Origin of the sequence: Candidatus Rhodobacter oscarellae (assembly GCF_001078595.1) — a bacterium.
Taxonomy (GTDB): Bacteria; Pseudomonadota; Alphaproteobacteria; order Rhodobacterales; family Rhodobacteraceae; genus Rhodobacter_B; species Rhodobacter_B oscarellae.
In genome coordinates, this window is record NZ_LFTY01000002.1 from 175,428 (window position 1) to 194,021 (window position 18,594).

Below are 18,594 nucleotides of genomic sequence, written 5' to 3' on the forward strand. Positions count from 1 at the left end.
GCCGCATGCCCGTTCTTCGGGACCTATGAGCGGAGCGACATCTTCAACCTTGCCGTGGAAACGCTTTGTGAACCCTTTGGTCGTACGGTGCGCCCCAGTGAGGCATTAACAAAGGGGTGAGAGCAGTGGGAAAGCTCGAATCAGCGGCGCCGGCGCATGACGCGGCGGGCGACAACGAGTACCAGGCGATTTCAGAAGCCATCGATCGTGTGCAAGCTGTCATCGAATTTGAACTCGACGGCACGATCCTGACGGCCAATGAGAACTTCTTGGCGACGGTGGGATACGGGCTGGACGAGATTCAGGGCAAACATCACCGCATGTTCTGCGACCCCGACTATGCCAAGTCGGAGGATTATAAGGACTTCTGGATGACGCTTGCCACCGGGCAGTTCTTTGCCGGCGAGTTCAAGCGCATCGGCAAAACCGGGGAAGAGGTTTGGATCAACGCCTCCTACAACCCGATCTTCGATGCCGACGGCAAGCCTTACAAAGTGGTGAAGTTCGCGACGAATATCACCGAGGAAAAGCTCCGCAATGCCGACCAGGACGGCAAGATTGCCGCGATTGGGCGGGCCCAGGCTGTCATCGAGTTTGAACTCGACGGCACGATCCTGACGGCCAATGAGAACTTTTTGGCGACGGTGGGCTACGGTCTGGACGAGATCCAAGGCAAGCATCACCGCATCTTCTGCGATCCAGACTATGCCAAGACGGCGGAGTACCGGGCGTTCTGGGCAAGCTTGGCAGCGGGCGATTTCGCGACCGGCGAGTTCAAGCGCATCAGCAAGTCAGGCGATGAGGTCTGGATCAACGCGTCCTATAACCCGATCTTCGATGCTGACGGCAAGCCCTATAAGGTGGTGAAATTCGCCACGAATATCACCGAGGAAAAGCTCCGCCACGCCGACCAAGATGGCAAGATTGTCGCGATTGGGCGGGCTCAGGCTGTTATCGAGTTCGAGCTGGACGGCACCATCCTGACGGCCAACGAGAACTTCCTGGCGACGGTGGGCTACGGGCTGGACGAGATCCAGGGCAAGCATCACCGCATCTTCTGCGACCCCGAATATGTCAATACCGCCGAGTACCGCGCGTTCTGGGCAAGCTTGGCGGCGGGCGACTTCGCAACCGGAGAGTTCAAGCGCTTCAGCAAGTCCGGCGAAGAGGTCTGGATCAACGCGTCCTACAACCCGATCTTCGATGCCGACGGCAAGCCCTACAAGGTGGTGAAGTTCGCGACGAATATCTCGGCGCAAAAGCAGGTGGAGCAGAAGGTGATCGCCATCGCGGCAGACTTCACCACGAAATCCCAAGACATCTCGGAGCAAGCCAGGTTTGTGGCCGGGGGCGCTCAGACACTCGGCTGCACAACCGAAGAGATCAGCGCGTCGGTGGAGGAGCTGAGCGCGTCCATCGATTCCATCGCGCAAAACAGCCGCAACTCCGACACGATTGCGCAAAACACCAAAGAAGAGGCTGATGTCGGCTCCAAGGCGATCGAACGTTCGATCGAATCCATGGACCTTATCAATGCGTCCTCCGAGGAGATCAGCGAGATCGTTAAGGTCATCAGTGAGATCGCCGGCCAGACGAATCTCTTGGCCTTCAACGCCGCGATTGAGGCCGCGCGCGCGGGCCAACACGGTCTTGGGTTCACCGTTGTGGCGGACGAGGTACGTAAACTGGCCGAGAGATCGTCGCAGGCCACCAAAGAGATCAGCAAGCTGATCAACGAGACGGTCAAGCGCGTGGCGCAAGGCAGCGAGGTCTCGCGCGAGGCCGGCAAGGCCTTCAAGAAAATTCTGCGGGGAATCAACGACACGACAGATTCCATCAACGAAATTTCTATCGCCGCGAGCGAGCAGCAGACCGCTGCCCGCGACGTCACCGAGGCCATCCAAAGCATCGTTGAAGCCACCGAAAAGTCGGTGAACGCCTCTGATGCAATCGTCACATCGACGGATGACCTCAAGAATGGCGCGGACTCGCTGATGACCGAAATCCAGAAACTGGCGCCGTAAGCCAGTCAAAACAGCGAATGAGTACGACTATGGAGCAGACCCAACCCGACGCAGCTCTAAGCGAAGGAGACTTTGCCAAGCTGTGCAAGATCATTCATCAACACACAGGCATCACGATTGGCGAGAGCCGCAAGTCGATGCTGCATAGCAGATTGCGCCCGCGACTGCGCGAGACGGATGAGCCGGACTTTAAGGCCTATATTTCGCGCCTTTCGGAAGACCAATCCGAGGTGCAGCAGATGATAAATCGGGTCACAACGAATGAGACCTATTTTTATCGGACGCCGCGGGTCTGGGAGTATTTCCGGCAGGAATACCTGCCCGGGATCCTGTCGAAACGTTCAAGCGGCACGGTCAAGGTCTGGTCGGGCGCGTCCTCAACCGGGGAAGAGGGGCACACTCTGGGCATCGTGCTGGAGGATCAGCGTCAGGCGCATCCAGGGTTTGACTACCGGGTGGTTGGCACCGACATCTCATCGCGGGTTTTGGAAACGGCTCAGAACGGCGTCTATAACGGCCGCTCCATCGCGCGGTTCCGAAAGCTAGAGCCTGATCTCTTCGCCCAGCACATGCATGGGAACGATCAGGACGGCTATAAGGTCACTGCAGAGATCAAATCGCGCATCACATTCAAGCGTCACAACTTGATTGACGCGCAAAGCAAGGACGGCCCGTTTCACGCGGTCTTTCTGCGCAACGTGTTGATCTACTTCAAGCAGGAGGATCAGGAAAAGATCCTGGCCCATGTCCATAATGCGGTGCACCCTGATGGGATTTTGATCATCGGCGAGAGTGAAACCCTCAAAGGAATGCGCACACAATTCCACCAGATAGCGCCGATGATCTATCGGCCCGGCGCCGTTTAGTGCCATGGAGCGCGCAAAGAAGATCCACGTCCAGATTGGCCAGGTGCATACCGGACAGCCGGGCGACATCCTGACGGCAATCCTCGGCTCTTGCGTTGGGGTTATGTTCATTCATCGCGACAAGAACATCTGCGGTCTGGCGCATTGCCTGCTTGCCAGCAAAGGGGATGTCACGGAAAAGATCGGCGCGCGCCATGTCGACCAGGCGATTGTGTCGCTGTTGTCTTTGATGGAGGTGGAAGACAGCGAGCGGCGCCGATTGCAAGTCGTGCTCTGCGGCGGCGCGAATATGTCCCTACCGGCGGACACTGATCCAAAGCGACTTGTGGGGACGACCAACGCCGAATTCGCGCGTAAAGCGATAAAGGCAGCGGGGCTGAGGCTGACACATGAGGATCTTGGCGGCGTTTTGGGCCGGCAGGTCTCGATCGACTGTGCAACCCGCGAATACACGATCGCCACGATTCCTAGACTGGGAACGAAAGAATGACCGCTGATATGAACACGCCCATTGCCATGATCGAAGGCGCCACCCGCGTGGATATGCCGGCGGATCCACCCGCCGACCCGGCGGGTGCTGCCGAGGTTCTGGACGAGATTTACGGCTCATTTTGGATCGAGGACACCGAATTCGCCATTCCGGCGGATTCCCTGCAAGAGGTGGTGAACCAACCCGACGCGGTATCCGCTGTCCCCCTGGCGCCAGACCACCTGTTGGGATTGTTCGACCTGCGCGGCGACATCATCCCGATTGTAGATCTGCGAAGGTTCCTTGGCTTTCCAGAGGTCAATTCAACAGAGATCCGCAAGGTCGCGATCATCAGCAATGGCGATCTGAGCATTGGCCTGATGTTTGACGCCACCGGCGAGCTGCTCCACAAAAAGGACGCCGTGCACACCGATTTCCGCAAGATCGAACGAGAGCGCAAAGACGTTGTCGTCGAGGGGGTGCTGCGCTTTGACGACGGCAAGAGGATCGTGCAGATCATCGACCCGCATGAGATACTTTGCCTCGAGAAAGTGCCACGGGCGCCGGCGGTTAAGGACACGGCGTCAGCCCGAAACATGCTCGGCACCAGACGGAACTGTATCTCCTTCCAACTCGGGCACACGTGCTTTGCGCTTGACCTGCGTCACGTCCAAGAAATCACCGAGATGATGGAGATTGACCAATCCCATTTTGCGCATGGGGCGGTGCTTGGTACCGCCAACCTGCGCGGCACGGTATTGCCTGTGGTTGATTTTCGCGGACATGTGGGCGGCGAGTCATCCAGTAATCTTAACCTCAAGAAACTTGTTGGTCGCAAGATTATCATATTGAACTCGCCCAACGGACCGATTGGGTTCATGGTCTACTCGATCGACAGCATCATACCCTATTACGAGCGGGATATTGTGGCATTCGCGAAGGTAGCGCTCCCGCGGAATGACATCGTCGGTGGCTGCATCGTCGATGATGAGGCCGGCCTGGTGTTGATGATCGACCCCGACAAGCTGGTGAACAATGACAGCATTGCCAGAACCGCCAAGGCATGCCGCCAGATCTACGTCGTGGATCACAAGAGCGAGAAGGAGTCGACGCGCCAGGTAAACGTCCAGCGCAAGACATTCATCGTTGTCAGTATCGGTTCCGCCTTCGCCGTTGACATGACCTGCGTGAGCGAGGTCATCAACCGACCGGAGAAACTGCTTGCCCCGCCCTATCGGCTGCCCTTCGTCGAAGGGATCATCAAGCTGCGCGGCGAGCTGATAACGCTTATCAACCCCAGGCTGCTATATGGCATGGAGCCCGTCACAAGCGGCGAAGAGAAGATCCTAATCTTCACACATAAAGGAACAAAATACGCGATCTTGGTGGACTCGATCGACGAGATCATGATGACGAACGACCAGCAACTTATGAACTCGCCAAAAATTGGCGACGGCAGCTCCGGTCAGGAGATCTCGCGGGATATGGAGGGCTGCCTCAGCCTCGGCGACAGCGATGATGCCGACATCATAATGGTATTGGATCCGTCGGCATTGGTCGCACGGAGCTTGGCAAAGGCGCAGGCGGCCACTTTGACCTAAGGCGCGATCTTAGTCCTTTGCTGGCGGCCCCGCGGATGGCGCGCTTGGGGGGCAGTCTTCTATTGCCGTCCTGAAGCTGCAAAAGAGATTGCAGTGTCAGGAACTCGACCGGATCGGAATTTGCTCTTCGGAGAAACTCCATAAGAGACCTCTCCAGATCTTCGATCTCAGCGTCGCAAGCTGAATGTCCGTCAGTTCAAGTCGCGTGCGTTACATCTCAGCCCAGCGGATTACCAGACGAAACCGATGTGCCAAGCCATAATAACCTTGAGGTCCCCGCAGACATTGCCCAGTTCCTAGATTTGCGCCCGCGTGGCGACACGGCGTCAGACCAATGCGCCCTCCGGCGTGATCCGCGACGTGCCACCCAGATAGGGATGCAGGCATTGCGGCAGGGTGACCCCGCCCGCCGCCGTCTGCCCGTTCTCTCGCGCCGCGTTCAGGCCATGATCAACCGCGTTCCGAAAGATGAAGGCCCGAACGAAACTCCTGCCACAGTTGCATTAGGAGGAAGTTACGAATCAACTTTTAACTGACAGAGCGCATCAGAGTGGAAAATCACCTTCAGCGAAGGTAATTTTGCCATTAAGGCTGAAAACGGAAGAATAAGTTACACTGTTAGGACCCGTTCTTTCAAAGTTCACGCCGGAACCCGCACCATGAACAGTACCATCGCGACACGTCGCCTGAAATACTCTTTGACCATCCACGTCGCTCTCGCCAAAAGAAGCCAAGATCGCGCGTTCGCAACTAAATGACGCCATTTTGCGGGCATTTGCTGTTGTGAAGCTCGCAGGATCATATCTACCCAGAATTGTGGCGCCATCGGAAAGAACGTCAGTCACCACTCGATTTGAAGCCACTGGGCTGTTCGCCGATGGACCTGCTGCACAAGCAGTCAAAACAACTAAAAGTGGAAAACCCAGATACGTGTTTTTCATTCCTAATGGCCCTTCATTCTTGTTTAAATCAGCAGATGCTGAACAAAAAGACTGCTAACATCGAATACAACGATTCACAAGTAAATGATGGCACTCGCTGGCTAGGCGCGAGTTTCTATTTAGCCCGCTCGTTTCAACCCAGCCTTGCAAAAATAAAACCCTTTCTGCGATAATCTCGGTTTGATATGTGGCACGCGTTCGTGTTTTGGTTGTGGTGCCGCACCTCAAAAACCGGTCATCCGGGCAGGGAGCAGCATCGGTGAAGATGGGCCCAACGCGGACACTGCCCAGCCCTTGGATACGCGCTTGCCCTCGGCTTGGCGTCAGACCAATGCGCCCTCCGGCGTGATCCGCGACGTGCCACCCAGACAGGAATGCAGGCATTGCGGCAGGGTGACCCCGCCCATCGCTGTCTGCCCGTTCTCTCGCGCGCCGCGTTCAGGTACTCTCCCCGGCGCGCCCCGACCCGTTCAACTCAGGTAGTAACTAACACCAGGCCAGCGGGTCCGGTAAGTCTCTGTCAGCGTAGTCAATGCGCACGACTTGCCGCGTCTCGGCGCATTGTGCCGGGCGCGATCTGTGCGGTGTGAGCATCGATAGGATCAACATGTCCCCCGCCGCGGCAGTGGTCAATTCTCGGGATCCGCGCTCCACCGCTGCGCCCATCTGGTGCGATGCGATGATCGAACTATGGTGCCCAAGCGCGATCTCCATCGCGCCGTTCAGCTCCGTGCTCGGGTCCAGATGCAGGCGCACAAAGAGCATCCGCGAGAGGATCTCGAAGGGTGGCTCGCAGTGCCAAATCCCGTCCTTGCGGGTCCAATTCTTGAAGCCTGGCAGGTCATGGCGATCCTGCACCGCGATCACCCGGTCTTGGTGCCAGGGCAGCGTCCAGTTCGTGCGCTCTGATTTGTTGAAGCACAGGACCCGCACGGGCTTCATCCCGGGCCAGCCTTGCCGCACCGCCCGGTTCACGCCCTGCGCTTCCAACGCTTCGAACAACGGATGGCCCCGCGCAACTCTCTGCCCAGGGCCGGGGTTCTCGGGCAAGCCCCGACGCAGTGCCTCCACCGCATCTGTGCCAATGGCCTGCCGCAGCCAGAGCCGCCCGGTGCGCTCGAACTCCGTCGCGAGCGTGGACGCCACTCAGGCTACTCCAGCACGCCCTCGGGCGTGATCCGCGACTTGCCGCCCAGATAGGGATGCAGGCATTGCGGCAGGGTGACCCCGCCCTCCGCGGTCTGCCCGTTCTCCAGCACCGCGATCAGGCAGCGCCCCACGGCCAGCCCCGACCCGTTCAGCGTGTGCACGAACTCGGGCTTGCCGCCGCCCTCGGGCCGGAACCGCGCGTTCATGCGCCGCGCCTGGAAGTCGCCGCAGACCGACACCGACGAGATCTCGCGATAGGTGTCCTGTCCGGGCAGCCAAACCTCGATGTCGTGGGTCTTGCGCGCGCCAAAGCCCATATCGCCGGTGCACAGCACCACGGTGCGATAGGGCAGGCCCAGCCGCTCCAGGATGCCCTCGGCGCAGCGGGTCATCCGCTCATGCTCCTCCATAGAAGCGTCAGGGTGCGTGACCGAGACCATCTCGACCTTCTCGAACTGGTGCTGGCGCAGCATGCCGGCGGTGTCGCGCCCGGCGCTGCCCGCCTCCGAGCGGAAGCACTGCGAATGCGCGGTCATGCGCCGGGGCAGGGCGCTGGCGTCGACGATCTCCTCGCGCGCGGTGTTGGTCAGGGTGACCTCCGAGGTGGGGATCAGCCACCAGCCGTTCGTGGTCTGATAGCTGTCCTCGGCGAACTTCGGCAGCTGGTTGGTGCCGTACATGCACTCCTCGCGCACCAGCACGGGGGCGATCACCTCGGTCAGCCCGTTCTCCTCGGTGTGCACGTCCAGCATGAACTGCGCCAGCGCCCGGTGCAGCCGCGCCATGGCGCCGGTCATCACCACAAAGCGCGACCCGCTCAGCTTGGCGGCGGTCTCGAAATCCAGGCCCTGCGCGCAGGGCAGCTCGTAATGCTCCTTGGGTGCAAAGCCGAACTCCGGCACCTCGCCCCAGCGCCGGATCTCGCGGTTATCCGCCTCGTCCGCGCCGTCGGGCACGTCCTCATGCGGCAGGTTGGGCAGACCCAAAAGCAGGTCGCGCAGCGCGGCGTCCAGCGCCTTGGCCTCCTCCTCCAGGCGCGCGATCTCGTCCTTCTTCTCGCCCACCAGGGCGCGCAGGCGCTCGAACTCGGCCTCGTCGCCCTTGGCCTTGGCAGCACCCACCTGCTTGGAGGCGGCGTTGCGCTCGGCCTGCGCGGCCTCGGCGGCAGAGATCGCCTCGCGCCGCTTGCCGTCCACGGCCAGGACCTCCGACGACGCGCCCGAGACCCCAAGCCGCGCCAGAGCGGCGTCAAAAGCAGCGGGGTTGTCGCGGATCATGCGGATGTCGTGCATCGTCTTGGCCTCCTAGAATACGGTAGCCGTCGCATAATCCGGTTAACCAAGGATGACAACGCGCGATCTAACCGCGACGCCCGTAGGGCGGGACTTGTCCCGCCGCCGCCCTTAAGATTACGGCGCGTAGCCCTGCGCCTTTTGCCAGGCGCGCCAGGCGGGCAGGAACTCGGTTATGTAATTCGCATCCGTATCCAGCCAATGCGCCGGATAACCCGTCACATCAAAATAGTGCGGTCCCTCGAATTTCATCCCTGCGGGCAAAATCACCGAGCGATCACCAAACATCGCGTTCACTTGATCTTGACTAAGGTTTACCCTCTCATAGTTCCCCCATTTCATCGCTGCATACTGGACGGCTGCACCGGTGAAATCTGTGTCTTCACTAAATTTGGCCGTTACGAGGATTGCCCCTTCCATCCGCGCCAATGTGAGGATTGCCCTTTCCATCCGCGCCCCAAAGAGGATTGCCCCTTCCATCCGCGCCGCTGTGAGGTCTGCCCCTTCCATCCGCGCCCCTGAGAGGTCTGCCCCTTCCATCCGCGCCAATGTGAGGTTTGCCCCTTCCATCCGCGCGCCCCAAAGGTTTGCCCCTACCATCCGCGCGTTTGAGAGGATTGCCTCTTCCATCCGCGCGCTTGAGAGGATTGCCCTTTCCATCCGCGCGCGTGAGAGGATTGCCCTTTCCATCCGCGCCTCTCGGAGGTTTGCCCCTTCCATCCGCGCCGCTGAGAGGTCTGCCCCTTCCATCCGCGCAAATGAGAGGTCTGCCCCTTCCATCCGCGCGCTTGAGAGGTTTGCGTTGCGCAAGTCTCTTCGGCGCAGGTCGGTATCTGGCAGGGCTTGAACCTGTAACCGTCGTTGGGTTTCCCAATCTTGGGTAAAATCCGCCGCCTGATCCGCAAAGATCTGTGCGCAGTGCTTTGGACTTTCTTTATCCATGGCGCGCTGGCACCAAGCCGCGCGACGTGAGGCCAAAACCTCTTTGCCAAGGTCCGAGGGCTCTTCGCCGGCGTCTGGTTTCGCCCCGCAGATCGGCAGCGGCACGGCGCGGGATTTGCACCAATCTCGGCGATAAGCCTCCCGGGCGCTTTGGTAGTCTAGCCAGTCCTCAGGTAATCCGACCAGATCGACATCTTGCAAATCTGTCGGGTAGAGCAGGCTCTTGCCCTTTTTGTTGGTATAGATGACACCGGACCAGCTTCTCGCTTTCAGTGTCTCGTCAAAATCATCTTTATTCTCGACGCATTGATCTGGTTCGTCAGAGCAGCGGGAGCTCTGCCCCTCACGCAGGCCCGAATAGCCCGCCAAGACGCGTTCATAGTGGTCCACCGTGTTCTCGGTCTTGATAAAGCCCCACCAACCGACCGCGGCGGCGATCAAAACAAACAAGGTTTGCGCCCAGAGCGAATGCGTCAGGCCATTGACCGTGCCCCCGATCATCATTCGCCGCATATGGCGAAAGCTGACAAACCCAACGGTCCAGGTGAACAGCAACGGCACGCCGCAGCCGATAAGTGTCAAAAGCTCGTTATGGGCGGGCCAAGAAAACCACCAGACAAACCCCAGCACCACAGGCACGGCGGCAAAGACCAGCACCAAGGTCAGCGCGGCGGTGATCCCCCGCATCGGGCGCGCGCGCAGCGCCTTGTCGCGGCGAAAGGCCAGGGCCATGTCGGCGATAAAGCTGGCGGCGATCGCCTCGGACAGCTCCTTGCCCGTGGCAAAGGCCGGGGCGCGGTTCGGGGCCAGCGCGTCCCAGAGCTTCATCAGGTGGAAATGCAGGTTGGCGTAGAGCGCGGCGGTTAGCAGCGGGGCGAGCACGAAGAACAGATAGGTCGGGATCGAGACGCCGATCAGCGGCAGGTCGGTCTGGCGGCCCGGCACGAAAAAATCCGCGTCCTTCACCCCGATCAGCGTCACGCCCACGAAGGCGGTGAAGGTCAGCAGGCTCAGCCAGCCGCCGCGCGCGGCACGGGTCAGTTGGTTGATCCGCTCGATGGTCTGGGCGTGGTCGCTCATCACTTGGTCATCCGAAAACAACCCCAGATTGCCCGATCCGGGGGGCTTCGGCAAGCCGGGGCGGTGCCATACACTTGCCCGACAAAAGTCCGACGATTTGCCGACGCTTTGCAGACGTCGGATTCTCGCCCCGACTCGTCTTGCGTCCCCCCCTTGCACACCCTAGGGTGCGCGCCAATCTAAAGGGGGGGCAAGCGCGTCTGACGGGGCCCCCTGACAACGAAGGACCGACTAATGTTTGCAACCCCCGCCTATGCCCAGGCCGCCGGAGCCGGTGGCGGCGCCGGCATCCTCATCCCCATGGTTCTGGTCTTCGCGATCATGTACCTCTTCATGATCCGGCCCCAGCAAAAGAAGATCAAAGAGCACCAGGCCATGGTCCAGGCGCTGCGCCGCGGCGACCAGGTGGTCACCCAGGGCGGGCTGATCGGCAAGGTCGTAAAAGTCAAGGACGACAACGAGTTAGAGGTCGAGCTGGCCGAGGGCGTGAAGGTCCGCGTGGTGCAGACCACCATCGCCCAGGTGCTCAGCAAGACCGAACCCGCTTAGGAGTAAGCCCGCGTGCTTCAGATCCCCCTATGGCGGCGCGTTCTCATCTGGCTTCTGGTCGCGATGGGGCTGTGGTTCGCCATGCCGAACCTCAACTACACCACCGTGGAGCGCCATAACGACGCGCTGGCCGATATCGAGCTGCTGCCGGAAGGCGCTGATATCCCTGCGGAATTGGCCGCGGCGCGGGACGCCTGGCCGGGCTTTCTGCCCGCGACCTTGGTCAATCTCGGGCTCGACCTGCGCGGTGGCGCGCATCTTCTGGCCGAGGTGCAGGTGGGGGACGTCTACGAGCGCACGCTGGACGGGCTTTGGCCCAGCGTGCGCGACGCGCTGCGCGAGATCCGCGACCAGGTGGGCAGCATCCGCCGCCAGGACGGCAAACTGGACGTGCTGCGGGTGCGCATCAGCGAGCCCGCGGGCATGAGCGCCGCGCTGCAGGCCGTGCGTGCGCTGTCGCAGCCCGTGGTCACCCTGACCGGGGTGGGCGCGCAGACCCTGGATGTCTCCTCGGACGGCAACGACATCCTGATCACCCTATCCGACGCCGAGCGCGACGCCATCGCCGAGCGCACCTTGCTGCAAAGCCTAGAGATCGTGCGCCGCCGGATCGACGAGGTCGGCACGCGCGAGCCCACCATCCAGCGCCAGGGCGCCGACCGGATCCTGATCCAGGTGCCCGGCATTGGCAGCGCCGAGGAGCTCAAGCGCCTCATCGGCACCACCGCGCGGCTGACGTTTCACAGCGTGGTCTCGGTCACCGGCAACGGCGACCAGAGCCCCGGCGCGCGCAACGTGATTTACCCCTCGCTGGACGATGACGGGCAGTTCTATATCCTGGAAAAAACCCCCGTGGTCACCGGCGAGAACCTGACCAACGCGCAGCCCGCGTTTGACCAGAACGGGCGCCCCGCGGTGAACTTTCAGTTCAACCCAACCGGCGGCCGCATCTTTGGGCAATACACGGCTGAGAATATCGGCAACCCCTTTGCCATCGTGCTGGACGAAGAGGTGATCACCGCGCCGACGATCCAAAGCCATATCCCGGGCGGGTCCGGCATCATCACGGGCAACTTCTCGGTGGAAAGCTCCACCGAGCTGGCGGTGCTTCTGCGCGCCGGCGCGCTGCCCGCCGAGATGGTGTTCCTTGAGGAACGGACCATCGGGCCCGAGCTTGGCGCTGACAGCATCGAGGCCGGGCGGATCGCCTGCTTGGTGGCCTTTGCGGCGGTGCTTATCTTCATGGCGGCGAGCTATGGCTGGTTCGGCCTGCTGGCCAATGTGGCGCTGATCCTGAATGTGGGCATGATCTTTGGCCTGCTGAGCGCCATCGGCGCCACGCTGACCCTGCCGGGGATCGCCGGGATCGTGCTGACCATCGGCATGGCGGTGGACGCCAATGTGCTGGTGTTCGAGCGCATTCGAGAGGAGCTGAAGACCGCCAAGGGGCCAAGCCGCGCCATCGAGCTGGGCTATGAGAAGGCGCTGAGCGCGATCATCGACGCCAATATCACCACCATCATTGCCGCGATCATCCTGTGGGTCATGGGCTCTGGCCCGGTGCGCGGTTTCGCGATCACGCTGGGCTTTGGCATCATCACATCCGTCTTCACCGCGATCTTCGTGACGCGGCTGCTGATCGTGATGTGGTACGAACGGCGCCGACCGAAAACGATCAACGTGTGAGGAACGAGGCATGAGACTGAGACTTGTTCCAGAGAACACCAATTGGGATTTCTTCCGGTTCGCGCGGCTGACCTTCGGTTTCTCGATCTTCCTTGTGGCGCTGTCGCTGGTCCTAGAGGCGGTGATCGGGCTGAACTACGGGATCGACTTTAAGGGCGGTACGACCATCCGCACCGAGAGCGCGCAGCCCGTAGACGTGGGCACTTACCGCCAGGCGATTGCGCCCTTGGACCTAGGCGACGTGTCGATCACCGAGGTCTTCGATCCCACCTTTGGGCCAGAGCAGAACGTCGCCACGGTGAAGATCCAGGCCCAGGAGGGCGACGAGAGCGTCGCGGCGGAGACAGTCAACGCCGTGCAAGACGCCCTGCGGGTGATTGACCCCAATATGACCTTCCCAAGCGTCGAGAGCGTGGGGCCCAAGGTCTCGGGAGAGCTGATCTGGACCGCTGTTATGGCGGTGCTGGCGGCCATCGGGGCAGTGCTGTTTTACATTTGGCTGCGGTTCGAGTGGCAGTTCTCGCTCGGCGCTGTGGCCGCGCTGGTGCATGACGTGATCATCACCATCGGCGTGTTCAGCCTGCTGCAGATCCAGTTCGACCTGGCGATTATTGCCGCGCTGCTGACCATCGTGGGCTACTCGCTGAACGACACGGTGGTGGTATTCGACCGGGTGCGCGAGAACCTTGTGAAGTACAAGGTCCGACCCATGCAGGAGGTGCTGAACCTCTCCATCAACGAGACCCTAAGCCGCACGGTGATGACCTCGGGCACCACGCTGATCGCGCTGATCTCGCTTTTGGTGCTGGGCGGCGACGTGATCCGCGGCTTCGTCTTCGCGATGACCTGGGGCGTCGTGGTGGGCACGTACTCTTCGGTCTTTGTGGCGTCCAACATCCTTCTGATGCTGGGCACCAAGCGGGATTGGTCCAAGCCTGACGCCAACCAGGGCAACCAATTCGGCAACGTAGACGCGTGACGCGCGCACTCCTCCGCCTTTGTGGGCGTCCTCGCTATGAGGGGTGGAGGAGGTGATCGCAGAGGCCTGGGCAACGGAAGGGCTTGGCTTGCTGGCGCTCGGCGTCGCCCTGGCCGGGCTTGTCCGGGGCTTTTCGGGCTTTGGCACGGCGATGATCTACCTGCCCATCGCGGGCCAGGTGCTGCCGCCGGTCTGGGTGTTGATCACCATGCTGGTCTTCGACTTCTTTGGCCCGCTGCCGGCGGCGCCGCGGGCATGGGCGGCGGCGCATCGCGCCGATCTGGGGCGCCTGGCGCTGGGCGCGCTGATCGCCATGCCGCTGGGCGTGCTGGTGCTGACGCAGCTCTCGCCGGATGTGTTCCGCTACGTGGTCTCCGTCCTGGCGCTTGGCCTGCTGGCGATCCTGATCAGCGGGTTCCGCTGGCGCGGAAGCGTCGGCCCGCCGATGGTCTTTGGGACCGGCGGGGTGGCGGGGTTTCTCGCCGGCGCGGCGGGGCTGCCCGGGCCGCCGGTCATCCTGTTCTACATGGCGCGCCCGCTGCCCCCAGAGGTGATCCGCGCCAATGTGCTGCTGTTTCTGTGGCTCTCGGACCTGTCGCTGCTGCTGATCTTCTGGCTGCGCGGCTTCCTGGTGCCCGAGCCACTGGTGATCGGCGCGCTGCTGCTGCCGCTCTACATCGTCGGCATCCTGGTGGGCACGGCGATCTTTGACCCGGCGCGCGAGGTGGTTTATCGCAGGGTCGCATATGCGATCATCGCCGCCAGCGCGCTGAGCGGCCTGCCATTCTGGGGCTAGGACATGCAGTTGAACGAGGTCACCTACACCGACGCGACGCCGATCGACGGCTATGGTCCGGGCTTCTTCCGCGTCGGCGGGCAGGTGGTGCAGGGCAGCACCCTGGTGCTGCCGTCCCGCGCGGTGAGCTGGGGAGGCTATGACGATCTAGAGGCCGTGCTGGCCTGCGCGGGCGAGATAGACGTCTTGCTGGTGGGCACCGGCGCCGAGATCTCCCACGCGCCCGCGGCCTTCCGCGCTGCGGTAGAGGGCGCGGGGATCGGGCTGGAGGTCATGGCCTCGCCGCCCGCCTGCCGGACATACAACGTTCTGCTGGGCGAGGGCCGCCGCATCGGCGCGGCACTGCTGACGGTCTGATGCTTGCGCTGCATGACCTGGCCTGCGCGCGCGGCGGCGTGCCCATTCTGGAGGGCGTCAGCCTCTCGGTCAGGGCGGGCGAGGCGCTGATTTTGCGTGGGCCCAACGGCTGCGGCAAAACCACTCTGTTGCGGACCATCGCGGGGCTGCAGCCCGCGCTCTCGGGCGCGATTGAGGTGGACCCAGAGGCCATCGCTTACGGCGCGCATGCGGATGGGCTGAAAGCCACGCTGACGGTGACCGAGAACCTGGCGTTCTGGGCCGGAGCCTATGGGGAGCCGAATAAGGTCGACGCGGCGCTGCAGACCTTCGCGTTGGACCCGCTGCGGCACCGCCCGGCGCAGAGCCTCTCTGCAGGGCAAAAGCGGCGGCTGGGCTTGGCCCGGCTCTTGGTCACCGGGCGCGCGCTCTGGGTGCTGGACGAGCCCACGGTGTCGCTGGACGCCTTTAACGTGCAGCTCTTTGCCTCAGTTCTGCAAACGCATCTGCAAGGCGGCGGCGCGGCGCTTATCGCGACCCACATAGATCTGGGGATCGAGGCGCAAAGCTTCGATCTGTCGGAGTATCGCGCAAAGCCGATGGTGGGGCAGGGGGATCTCCTTTGATCCGCTTGGTGTTGCGCGACATAACCCTGGCGGTGCGCGCGGGCGGTGGCTTTGGGCTGGGGCTTGCCTTCTTTCTGGTGCTCGCCGTGCTGATCCCGCTGGGCGTCGGGCCAAGGCCCGAGATGCTACGGGCAATCGCACCGGGGGTGCTGTGGGTCGGGGCGCTGCTGGCCTGCCTATTGTCGCTCGACCGGATCTTTCAAACCGATTTCGAGGACGGCTCGCTGGACCTCTTGGCCACCGCGCCGATCCCGATGGAGGGGGTCGTGCTGTCCAAGGCAGTGGCGCATTGGCTCACCACGGGCCTGCCGCTGACGCTGGCGGCGCCGGCGCTGGGCGTGATGCTGAACCTGGCGCCCGGGGGGTATGTGTGGCTGACGGCCTCGCTGGCCCTCGGCACTCCGGCGCTGAGCATGATCGGGGCGTTCGCAGCGGGCCTGACGGTCAGCCTCAAGCGCGGCGGTTTGTTGCTGTCGCTGCTGGTGCTGCCGCTCTACGTGCCGACGCTGATCTATGGCGCCGAGGCGGCGCGGCGCGGGGCGGAAGGGCTGCCGCTGGGCACGCCGCTGGCGCTGCTGGCGGGGATCACCTTGGGCGCGTGGGCCTGCCTGCCCTTTGCCACGGCCGCGGTGCTGCGGGTGAATTTGCGGTAAGATCGAGAGCTGACCCGAGGCTTGCTGCGTAGGCTTGCTGCGTGGGTTTGCTGCGGCGCAGAATTTTAACCCTCTGGTAACGCGAATCGGTCCACCATGGGTGGAGGTAGGGGGGATTCCCCGCCATATATTGTGGTCAAAAACGCGTCGCCGCGCGCTCCCCGTGCCGCCGATGTGCAGCCTAGAACGGCGCTCCTTAAATCGTCGTTAATCCTGGTTCAAAGCGTTTCGCTTCTAACTTGAGACATCACGTTGAGAGCAAGTACCCAAAACATTGTCCGGTTCTGCCGCGTGTCGCATGAAACCTGAATCAGTTTCTTTGCGATCCGCTGTAGGGACCGCGCTCAAGCCACGACCGAGGCCGTGCCCCGGTTGCGGCGGCCCACCGTCAGTCGGCCCGCGTCTTCGCCATCCGCGCCGCCAGGCGCAGCGCCTCGATCAGGCTGGTCGGGTTGGCCGTGCCCGTCCCCGCGATATCGAACGCCGTGCCGTGGTCGGGGGACGTGCGGATGAAGGGCAACCCGAGCGTCACGTTGACGCCGCGATCGAAATCCAGCGTCTTGATCGGGATCAGCGCTTGGTCGTGATACATCGCCACGGCGGCGTCGTAGCGCGCCCGCGCGGCGGCGTGGAACATCGTGTCCGCGGGCAACGGCCCCCGCAGGTCCAGGCCCTCGCGGCGCAGGGTCTCGAGCACGGGCGCGATGCGCTGGGAATCCTCGTGGCCCATGGCATCGCCCTCGCCCGCATGCGGGTTCAGCCCGGCCACGGCGATACGGGGCGCTTTCACGCCAAAGTCCTTCTGCAGCGCCGCATGGGTGATCCGGATCGTGTCCTCTAAGAGCTCAGGCGTCAGCGCGGCGGGGACCTCTGCCAAGGGGATGTGGATCGTGGTGGGCACGACGCGCAGCTGGTCCGAGGCCAGCATCATCACCGCGCGTTGCGCCCCTGCCAATGCCGCAAGGTACTCGGTATGTCCGGGATAGGCGAAATCCGCGCCGTCCTTCAGAGCCTTCTTGTGGATCGGCGCCGTGCAGAGCGCCGCGGCATCGCCGGACCGCACAAGGCGCACGGCGCGGGCGATTGCGTCAATGACCCCCTGGGCGTTGCTGGCGTCGGGCTGACCCGGCACGCGATCGCCGGCGAAATCGTGGCGCAGGACCGGCAGGGCCGATGACATGATGTCATGCGCCGCGCGGGGGGCGCTGATCTCTTGCCAGTTTGCCCCTTGCGGCAGGTGCCGCGGGTCGCCGATCCAAAAGAACGCAAGCTCGCCTCGCAAGGCCTCCCAGGCCTGCACCGCGATCTCTGGGCCGATGCCTGCGGGCTCGCCGACGGTCAGCGCGATGGGCGCGGTCATTGCAGGCGCTGGATCACCGCGTCGGCGCGCAGTTCCGAAAGATAGCCGCTGGCATAGGAGGCCAGCCGCTGATTGATCAGCGATTGCCGAACGGCCTCGCGGTTGGCCTCGGCGTTGACCTCCAGGGTGCGCCCGCACAGCATCAGGAAGACCAAGGCCTGCCCGTCGCCCGTGCTCAGCGCGGTCGAGACCTCGCCCTCGTCCAGCTTTGCCAGCTCAATTGCAATGTCGCCGGCGATCTCTGCAACCGGCAACACGTCGCGCAGCAGGCGGTCCTCGGGCTGGCCCTGGGCGACGCCATAGAGATCGTCGCAGGTGTCCACCTCGGCCATGATCTTATCGGCCTCCGCCAGCGCGGCGCCGCTGCGCCCGCCGGGGATGAAATAGCGCGCGAATTCGACAGACACCGCCTCTGCATCGGCGGCGTCGGTTTCTTCGAGGTCGCGAAGCTGGAACAAGGCGATGGCGTTCGGCACCTCGATTGGGTCGGTGACTTCGCCCGGTGCCAGGGTCAGGATCTGCGCCCGGATGGCGGGCGGCAAGTTCCCCACAGGGATCCAGTCCTGCCGGCCACCGCGCCCGCGAGAGGGCGCTGCCGAGTACTGCCGCGCAGCCGAGGCGAAGGCGCCAAGCGTGGTGATCTTGCTGAGGTCCTCCGCGCGGCGCTGCGCAGCGGCGCGCCGTTCCGGCGTGTCGGCGGGCAAGAAGATCTCTGAGATTAGAACCCGAACCCCGCCGGTGGCGCTGCCCAGCTCTAGGGCGCGGTCAATCTCGGCCTCGGTGACGACGGTGCGCGGGCCGAAGCGCGCGCGCACAACCTCGCGCCACAGCATGCCGGCGCGGACGAAATCCCGGAATGTCTCCTCCGCCACGCCCTCTTGCCCCATGGCCGCGACGAATTGCTCGGCGGTCAGGTTGGCGCGTCCGGCGAATTCTTCCATGCCGGCTTGCACTTGTTCATCTCCGATTGACAGGCCCAGCGTCTGGGCGGCGTCGTATTGCAGGCGCTCCTCTACCAGCCGGTCAAGGGCCTGTTGCTCTAGATCTCCCGGGGCGCGCAGGGCCTCGAAGAACAGGATGCGTTGGTCCAGCTCGAATTGGGTGATCACCCGGTCATTGACCTGCACCGCCGGGGCGAAGGGGTTGCTCTGGCCCAGGGCCGGTCCTGCGAGGGCAACAAGGAGCCCAAGGATCATGATGCGAAGCTGTGCCATATCGGTGGTCTTCCGTCTGCTCATGTGATCT

17 protein-coding genes are annotated in these 18,594 nt (G+C 62.8%); 11 read left to right on the plus strand and 6 right to left on the minus strand.

The features are described from left to right. Nucleotides 1–125 precede the first annotated feature (125 nt). From AIOL_RS05900 to AIOL_RS05915, 4 genes are read left to right on the plus strand one after another with little or no spacing between them, the layout of a single operon-like run. Nucleotides 126–2,024: a methyl-accepting chemotaxis protein gene (locus AIOL_RS05900; RefSeq protein ID WP_049642137.1), complete on the plus strand. Its 1,899-nt coding sequence runs from the start codon at nt 126–128 to the stop codon at nt 2,022–2,024. A gap of 29 nt (nt 2,025–2,053) precedes the next feature. Beyond that, nucleotides 2,054–2,890 carry a CheR family methyltransferase gene (locus AIOL_RS05905; RefSeq protein ID WP_049642138.1) on the plus strand — a complete coding sequence of 279 codons (837 nt, stop codon included), beginning with the start codon at nt 2,054–2,056 and terminating at the stop codon, nt 2,888–2,890. Between the two features lie 4 nt (nt 2,891–2,894). After that, nucleotides 2,895–3,380: a chemotaxis protein CheD gene (locus tag AIOL_RS05910; protein ID WP_049642139.1), complete on the plus strand. Its 486-nt coding sequence runs from the start codon at nt 2,895–2,897 to the stop codon at nt 3,378–3,380. After that, nucleotides 3,377–4,960, plus strand: coding sequence for a chemotaxis protein CheW (locus AIOL_RS05915; protein WP_049642140.1), 1,584 nt, complete (start codon nt 3,377–3,379; stop codon nt 4,958–4,960). The genes AIOL_RS05910 and AIOL_RS05915 overlap by 4 nt, the downstream gene beginning before the upstream one ends. Before the next feature lie 545 nt (nt 4,961–5,505). On the opposite strand, the gene AIOL_RS24880 is transcribed toward AIOL_RS05915, so the two are convergent. The 4 genes from AIOL_RS24880 to AIOL_RS05930 all read right to left on the minus strand — a co-directional run bounded on the left by AIOL_RS24880 (nt 5,506) and on the right by AIOL_RS05930 (nt 10,364). After that, nucleotides 5,506–5,901, minus strand: coding sequence for a hypothetical protein (locus tag AIOL_RS24880; protein WP_152912388.1), 396 nt, complete (start codon nt 5,899–5,901; stop codon nt 5,506–5,508). 486 nt (nt 5,902–6,387) lie between these two features. Next, nucleotides 6,388–7,047, minus strand: coding sequence for a phytanoyl-CoA dioxygenase family protein (locus AIOL_RS05920; RefSeq protein WP_049642141.1), 660 nt, complete (start codon nt 7,045–7,047; stop codon nt 6,388–6,390). A 5-nt stretch (nt 7,048–7,052) separates the two neighbouring features. After that, nucleotides 7,053–8,342 carry a serine--tRNA ligase gene (serS, locus tag AIOL_RS05925; protein WP_049642142.1) on the minus strand — a complete coding sequence of 430 codons (1,290 nt, stop codon included), beginning with the start codon at nt 8,340–8,342 and terminating at the stop codon, nt 7,053–7,055. Between the two features lie 117 nt (nt 8,343–8,459). Next, nucleotides 8,460–10,364 carry a pentapeptide repeat-containing protein gene (locus AIOL_RS05930; protein WP_049642143.1) on the minus strand — a complete coding sequence of 635 codons (1,905 nt, stop codon included), beginning with the start codon at nt 10,362–10,364 and terminating at the stop codon, nt 8,460–8,462. 234 nt (nt 10,365–10,598) lie between these two features. On the opposite strand from AIOL_RS05930, the gene yajC reads away from it, so the two are divergent. The 7 genes from yajC to ccmB are packed head-to-tail and all read left to right on the plus strand — an operon-like array spanning nt 10,599 to nt 15,989. Next, nucleotides 10,599–10,913, plus strand: coding sequence for a preprotein translocase subunit YajC (yajC, locus tag AIOL_RS05935; protein WP_049642144.1), 315 nt, complete (start codon nt 10,599–10,601; stop codon nt 10,911–10,913). A gap of 12 nt (nt 10,914–10,925) precedes the next feature. Further along, complete coding sequence (gene secD / locus AIOL_RS05940; RefSeq protein WP_049642145.1) at nt 10,926–12,599, plus strand: protein translocase subunit SecD; 1,674 nt, start codon at nt 10,926–10,928, stop codon at nt 12,597–12,599. Between the two features lie 10 nt (nt 12,600–12,609). Continuing rightward, complete coding sequence (gene secF, locus AIOL_RS05945) at nt 12,610–13,578, plus strand: protein translocase subunit SecF (RefSeq protein ID WP_049642146.1); 969 nt, start codon at nt 12,610–12,612, stop codon at nt 13,576–13,578. 52 nt (nt 13,579–13,630) lie between these two features. Continuing rightward, the gene (locus tag AIOL_RS05950; protein WP_235438911.1) at nt 13,631–14,374 is read left to right on the plus strand and encodes a sulfite exporter TauE/SafE family protein; all 744 of its coding nucleotides are present in this window, start codon (nt 13,631–13,633) and stop codon (nt 14,372–14,374) included. Between the two features lie 3 nt (nt 14,375–14,377). Beyond that, nucleotides 14,378–14,731 carry an Mth938-like domain-containing protein gene (locus AIOL_RS05955; RefSeq protein ID WP_049642147.1) on the plus strand — a complete coding sequence of 118 codons (354 nt, stop codon included), beginning with the start codon at nt 14,378–14,380 and terminating at the stop codon, nt 14,729–14,731. Then, nucleotides 14,728–15,336 (plus strand): heme ABC exporter ATP-binding protein CcmA, encoded by a 609-nt coding sequence (ccmA, locus tag AIOL_RS05960; protein ID WP_049642148.1) that lies wholly within the window; start codon nt 14,728–14,730, stop codon nt 15,334–15,336. The genes AIOL_RS05955 and ccmA overlap by 4 nt, the downstream gene beginning before the upstream one ends. Then, a complete protein-coding gene (gene ccmB / locus AIOL_RS05965; protein WP_049642149.1) occupies nt 15,333–15,989 on the plus strand; it encodes a heme exporter protein CcmB in 657 nt (218 codons plus the stop codon). Before ccmA ends, ccmB begins: the two co-directional genes overlap by 4 nt. Before the next feature lie 388 nt (nt 15,990–16,377). Here ccmB and pdxA read toward each other — a convergent pair whose 3' ends face one another. Both pdxA and AIOL_RS05975 read right to left on the minus strand, forming a co-directional pair. Further along, entirely contained in the window at nt 16,378–17,349 is a 972-nt protein-coding gene (gene pdxA / locus AIOL_RS05970; RefSeq protein ID WP_049642150.1) for a 4-hydroxythreonine-4-phosphate dehydrogenase PdxA, read from the minus strand. Next, a complete protein-coding gene (locus AIOL_RS05975; RefSeq protein ID WP_152912389.1) occupies nt 17,346–18,587 on the minus strand; it encodes a peptidylprolyl isomerase in 1,242 nt (413 codons plus the stop codon). Before AIOL_RS05975 ends, pdxA begins: the two co-directional genes overlap by 4 nt. Nucleotides 18,588–18,594: the final 7 nt, after the last annotated feature.

Bases quoted from the DNA above. Each gene is read 5' to 3' on its own strand.
- serS (WP_049642142.1), bottom strand. From the start codon at position 8,342: ATGCACGACATCCGCATGATCCGCGACAACCCCGCTGCTTTTGACGCC.
- AIOL_RS24880 (WP_152912388.1), bottom strand. From the start codon at position 5,901: ATGAAAAACACGTATCTGGGTTTTCCACTTTTAGTTGTTTTGACTGCT.
- pdxA (WP_049642150.1), bottom strand. From the start codon at position 17,349: ATGACCGCGCCCATCGCGCTGACCGTCGGCGAGCCCGCAGGCATCGGC.
- AIOL_RS05975 (WP_152912389.1), bottom strand. From the start codon at position 18,587: ATGAGCAGACGGAAGACCACCGATATGGCACAGCTTCGCATCATGATC.
- yajC (WP_049642144.1), top strand. From the start codon at position 10,599: ATGTTTGCAACCCCCGCCTATGCCCAGGCCGCCGGAGCCGGTGGCGGC.
- AIOL_RS05930 (WP_049642143.1), bottom strand. From the start codon at position 10,364: ATGAGCGACCACGCCCAGACCATCGAGCGGATCAACCAACTGACCCGT.
- AIOL_RS05955 (WP_049642147.1), top strand. From the start codon at position 14,378: ATGCAGTTGAACGAGGTCACCTACACCGACGCGACGCCGATCGACGGC.
- AIOL_RS05915 (WP_049642140.1), top strand. From the start codon at position 3,377: ATGACCGCTGATATGAACACGCCCATTGCCATGATCGAAGGCGCCACC.
- AIOL_RS05910 (WP_049642139.1), top strand. From the start codon at position 2,895: ATGGAGCGCGCAAAGAAGATCCACGTCCAGATTGGCCAGGTGCATACC.
- AIOL_RS05905 (WP_049642138.1), top strand. From the start codon at position 2,054: ATGGAGCAGACCCAACCCGACGCAGCTCTAAGCGAAGGAGACTTTGCC.
- secF (WP_049642146.1), top strand. From the start codon at position 12,610: ATGAGACTGAGACTTGTTCCAGAGAACACCAATTGGGATTTCTTCCGG.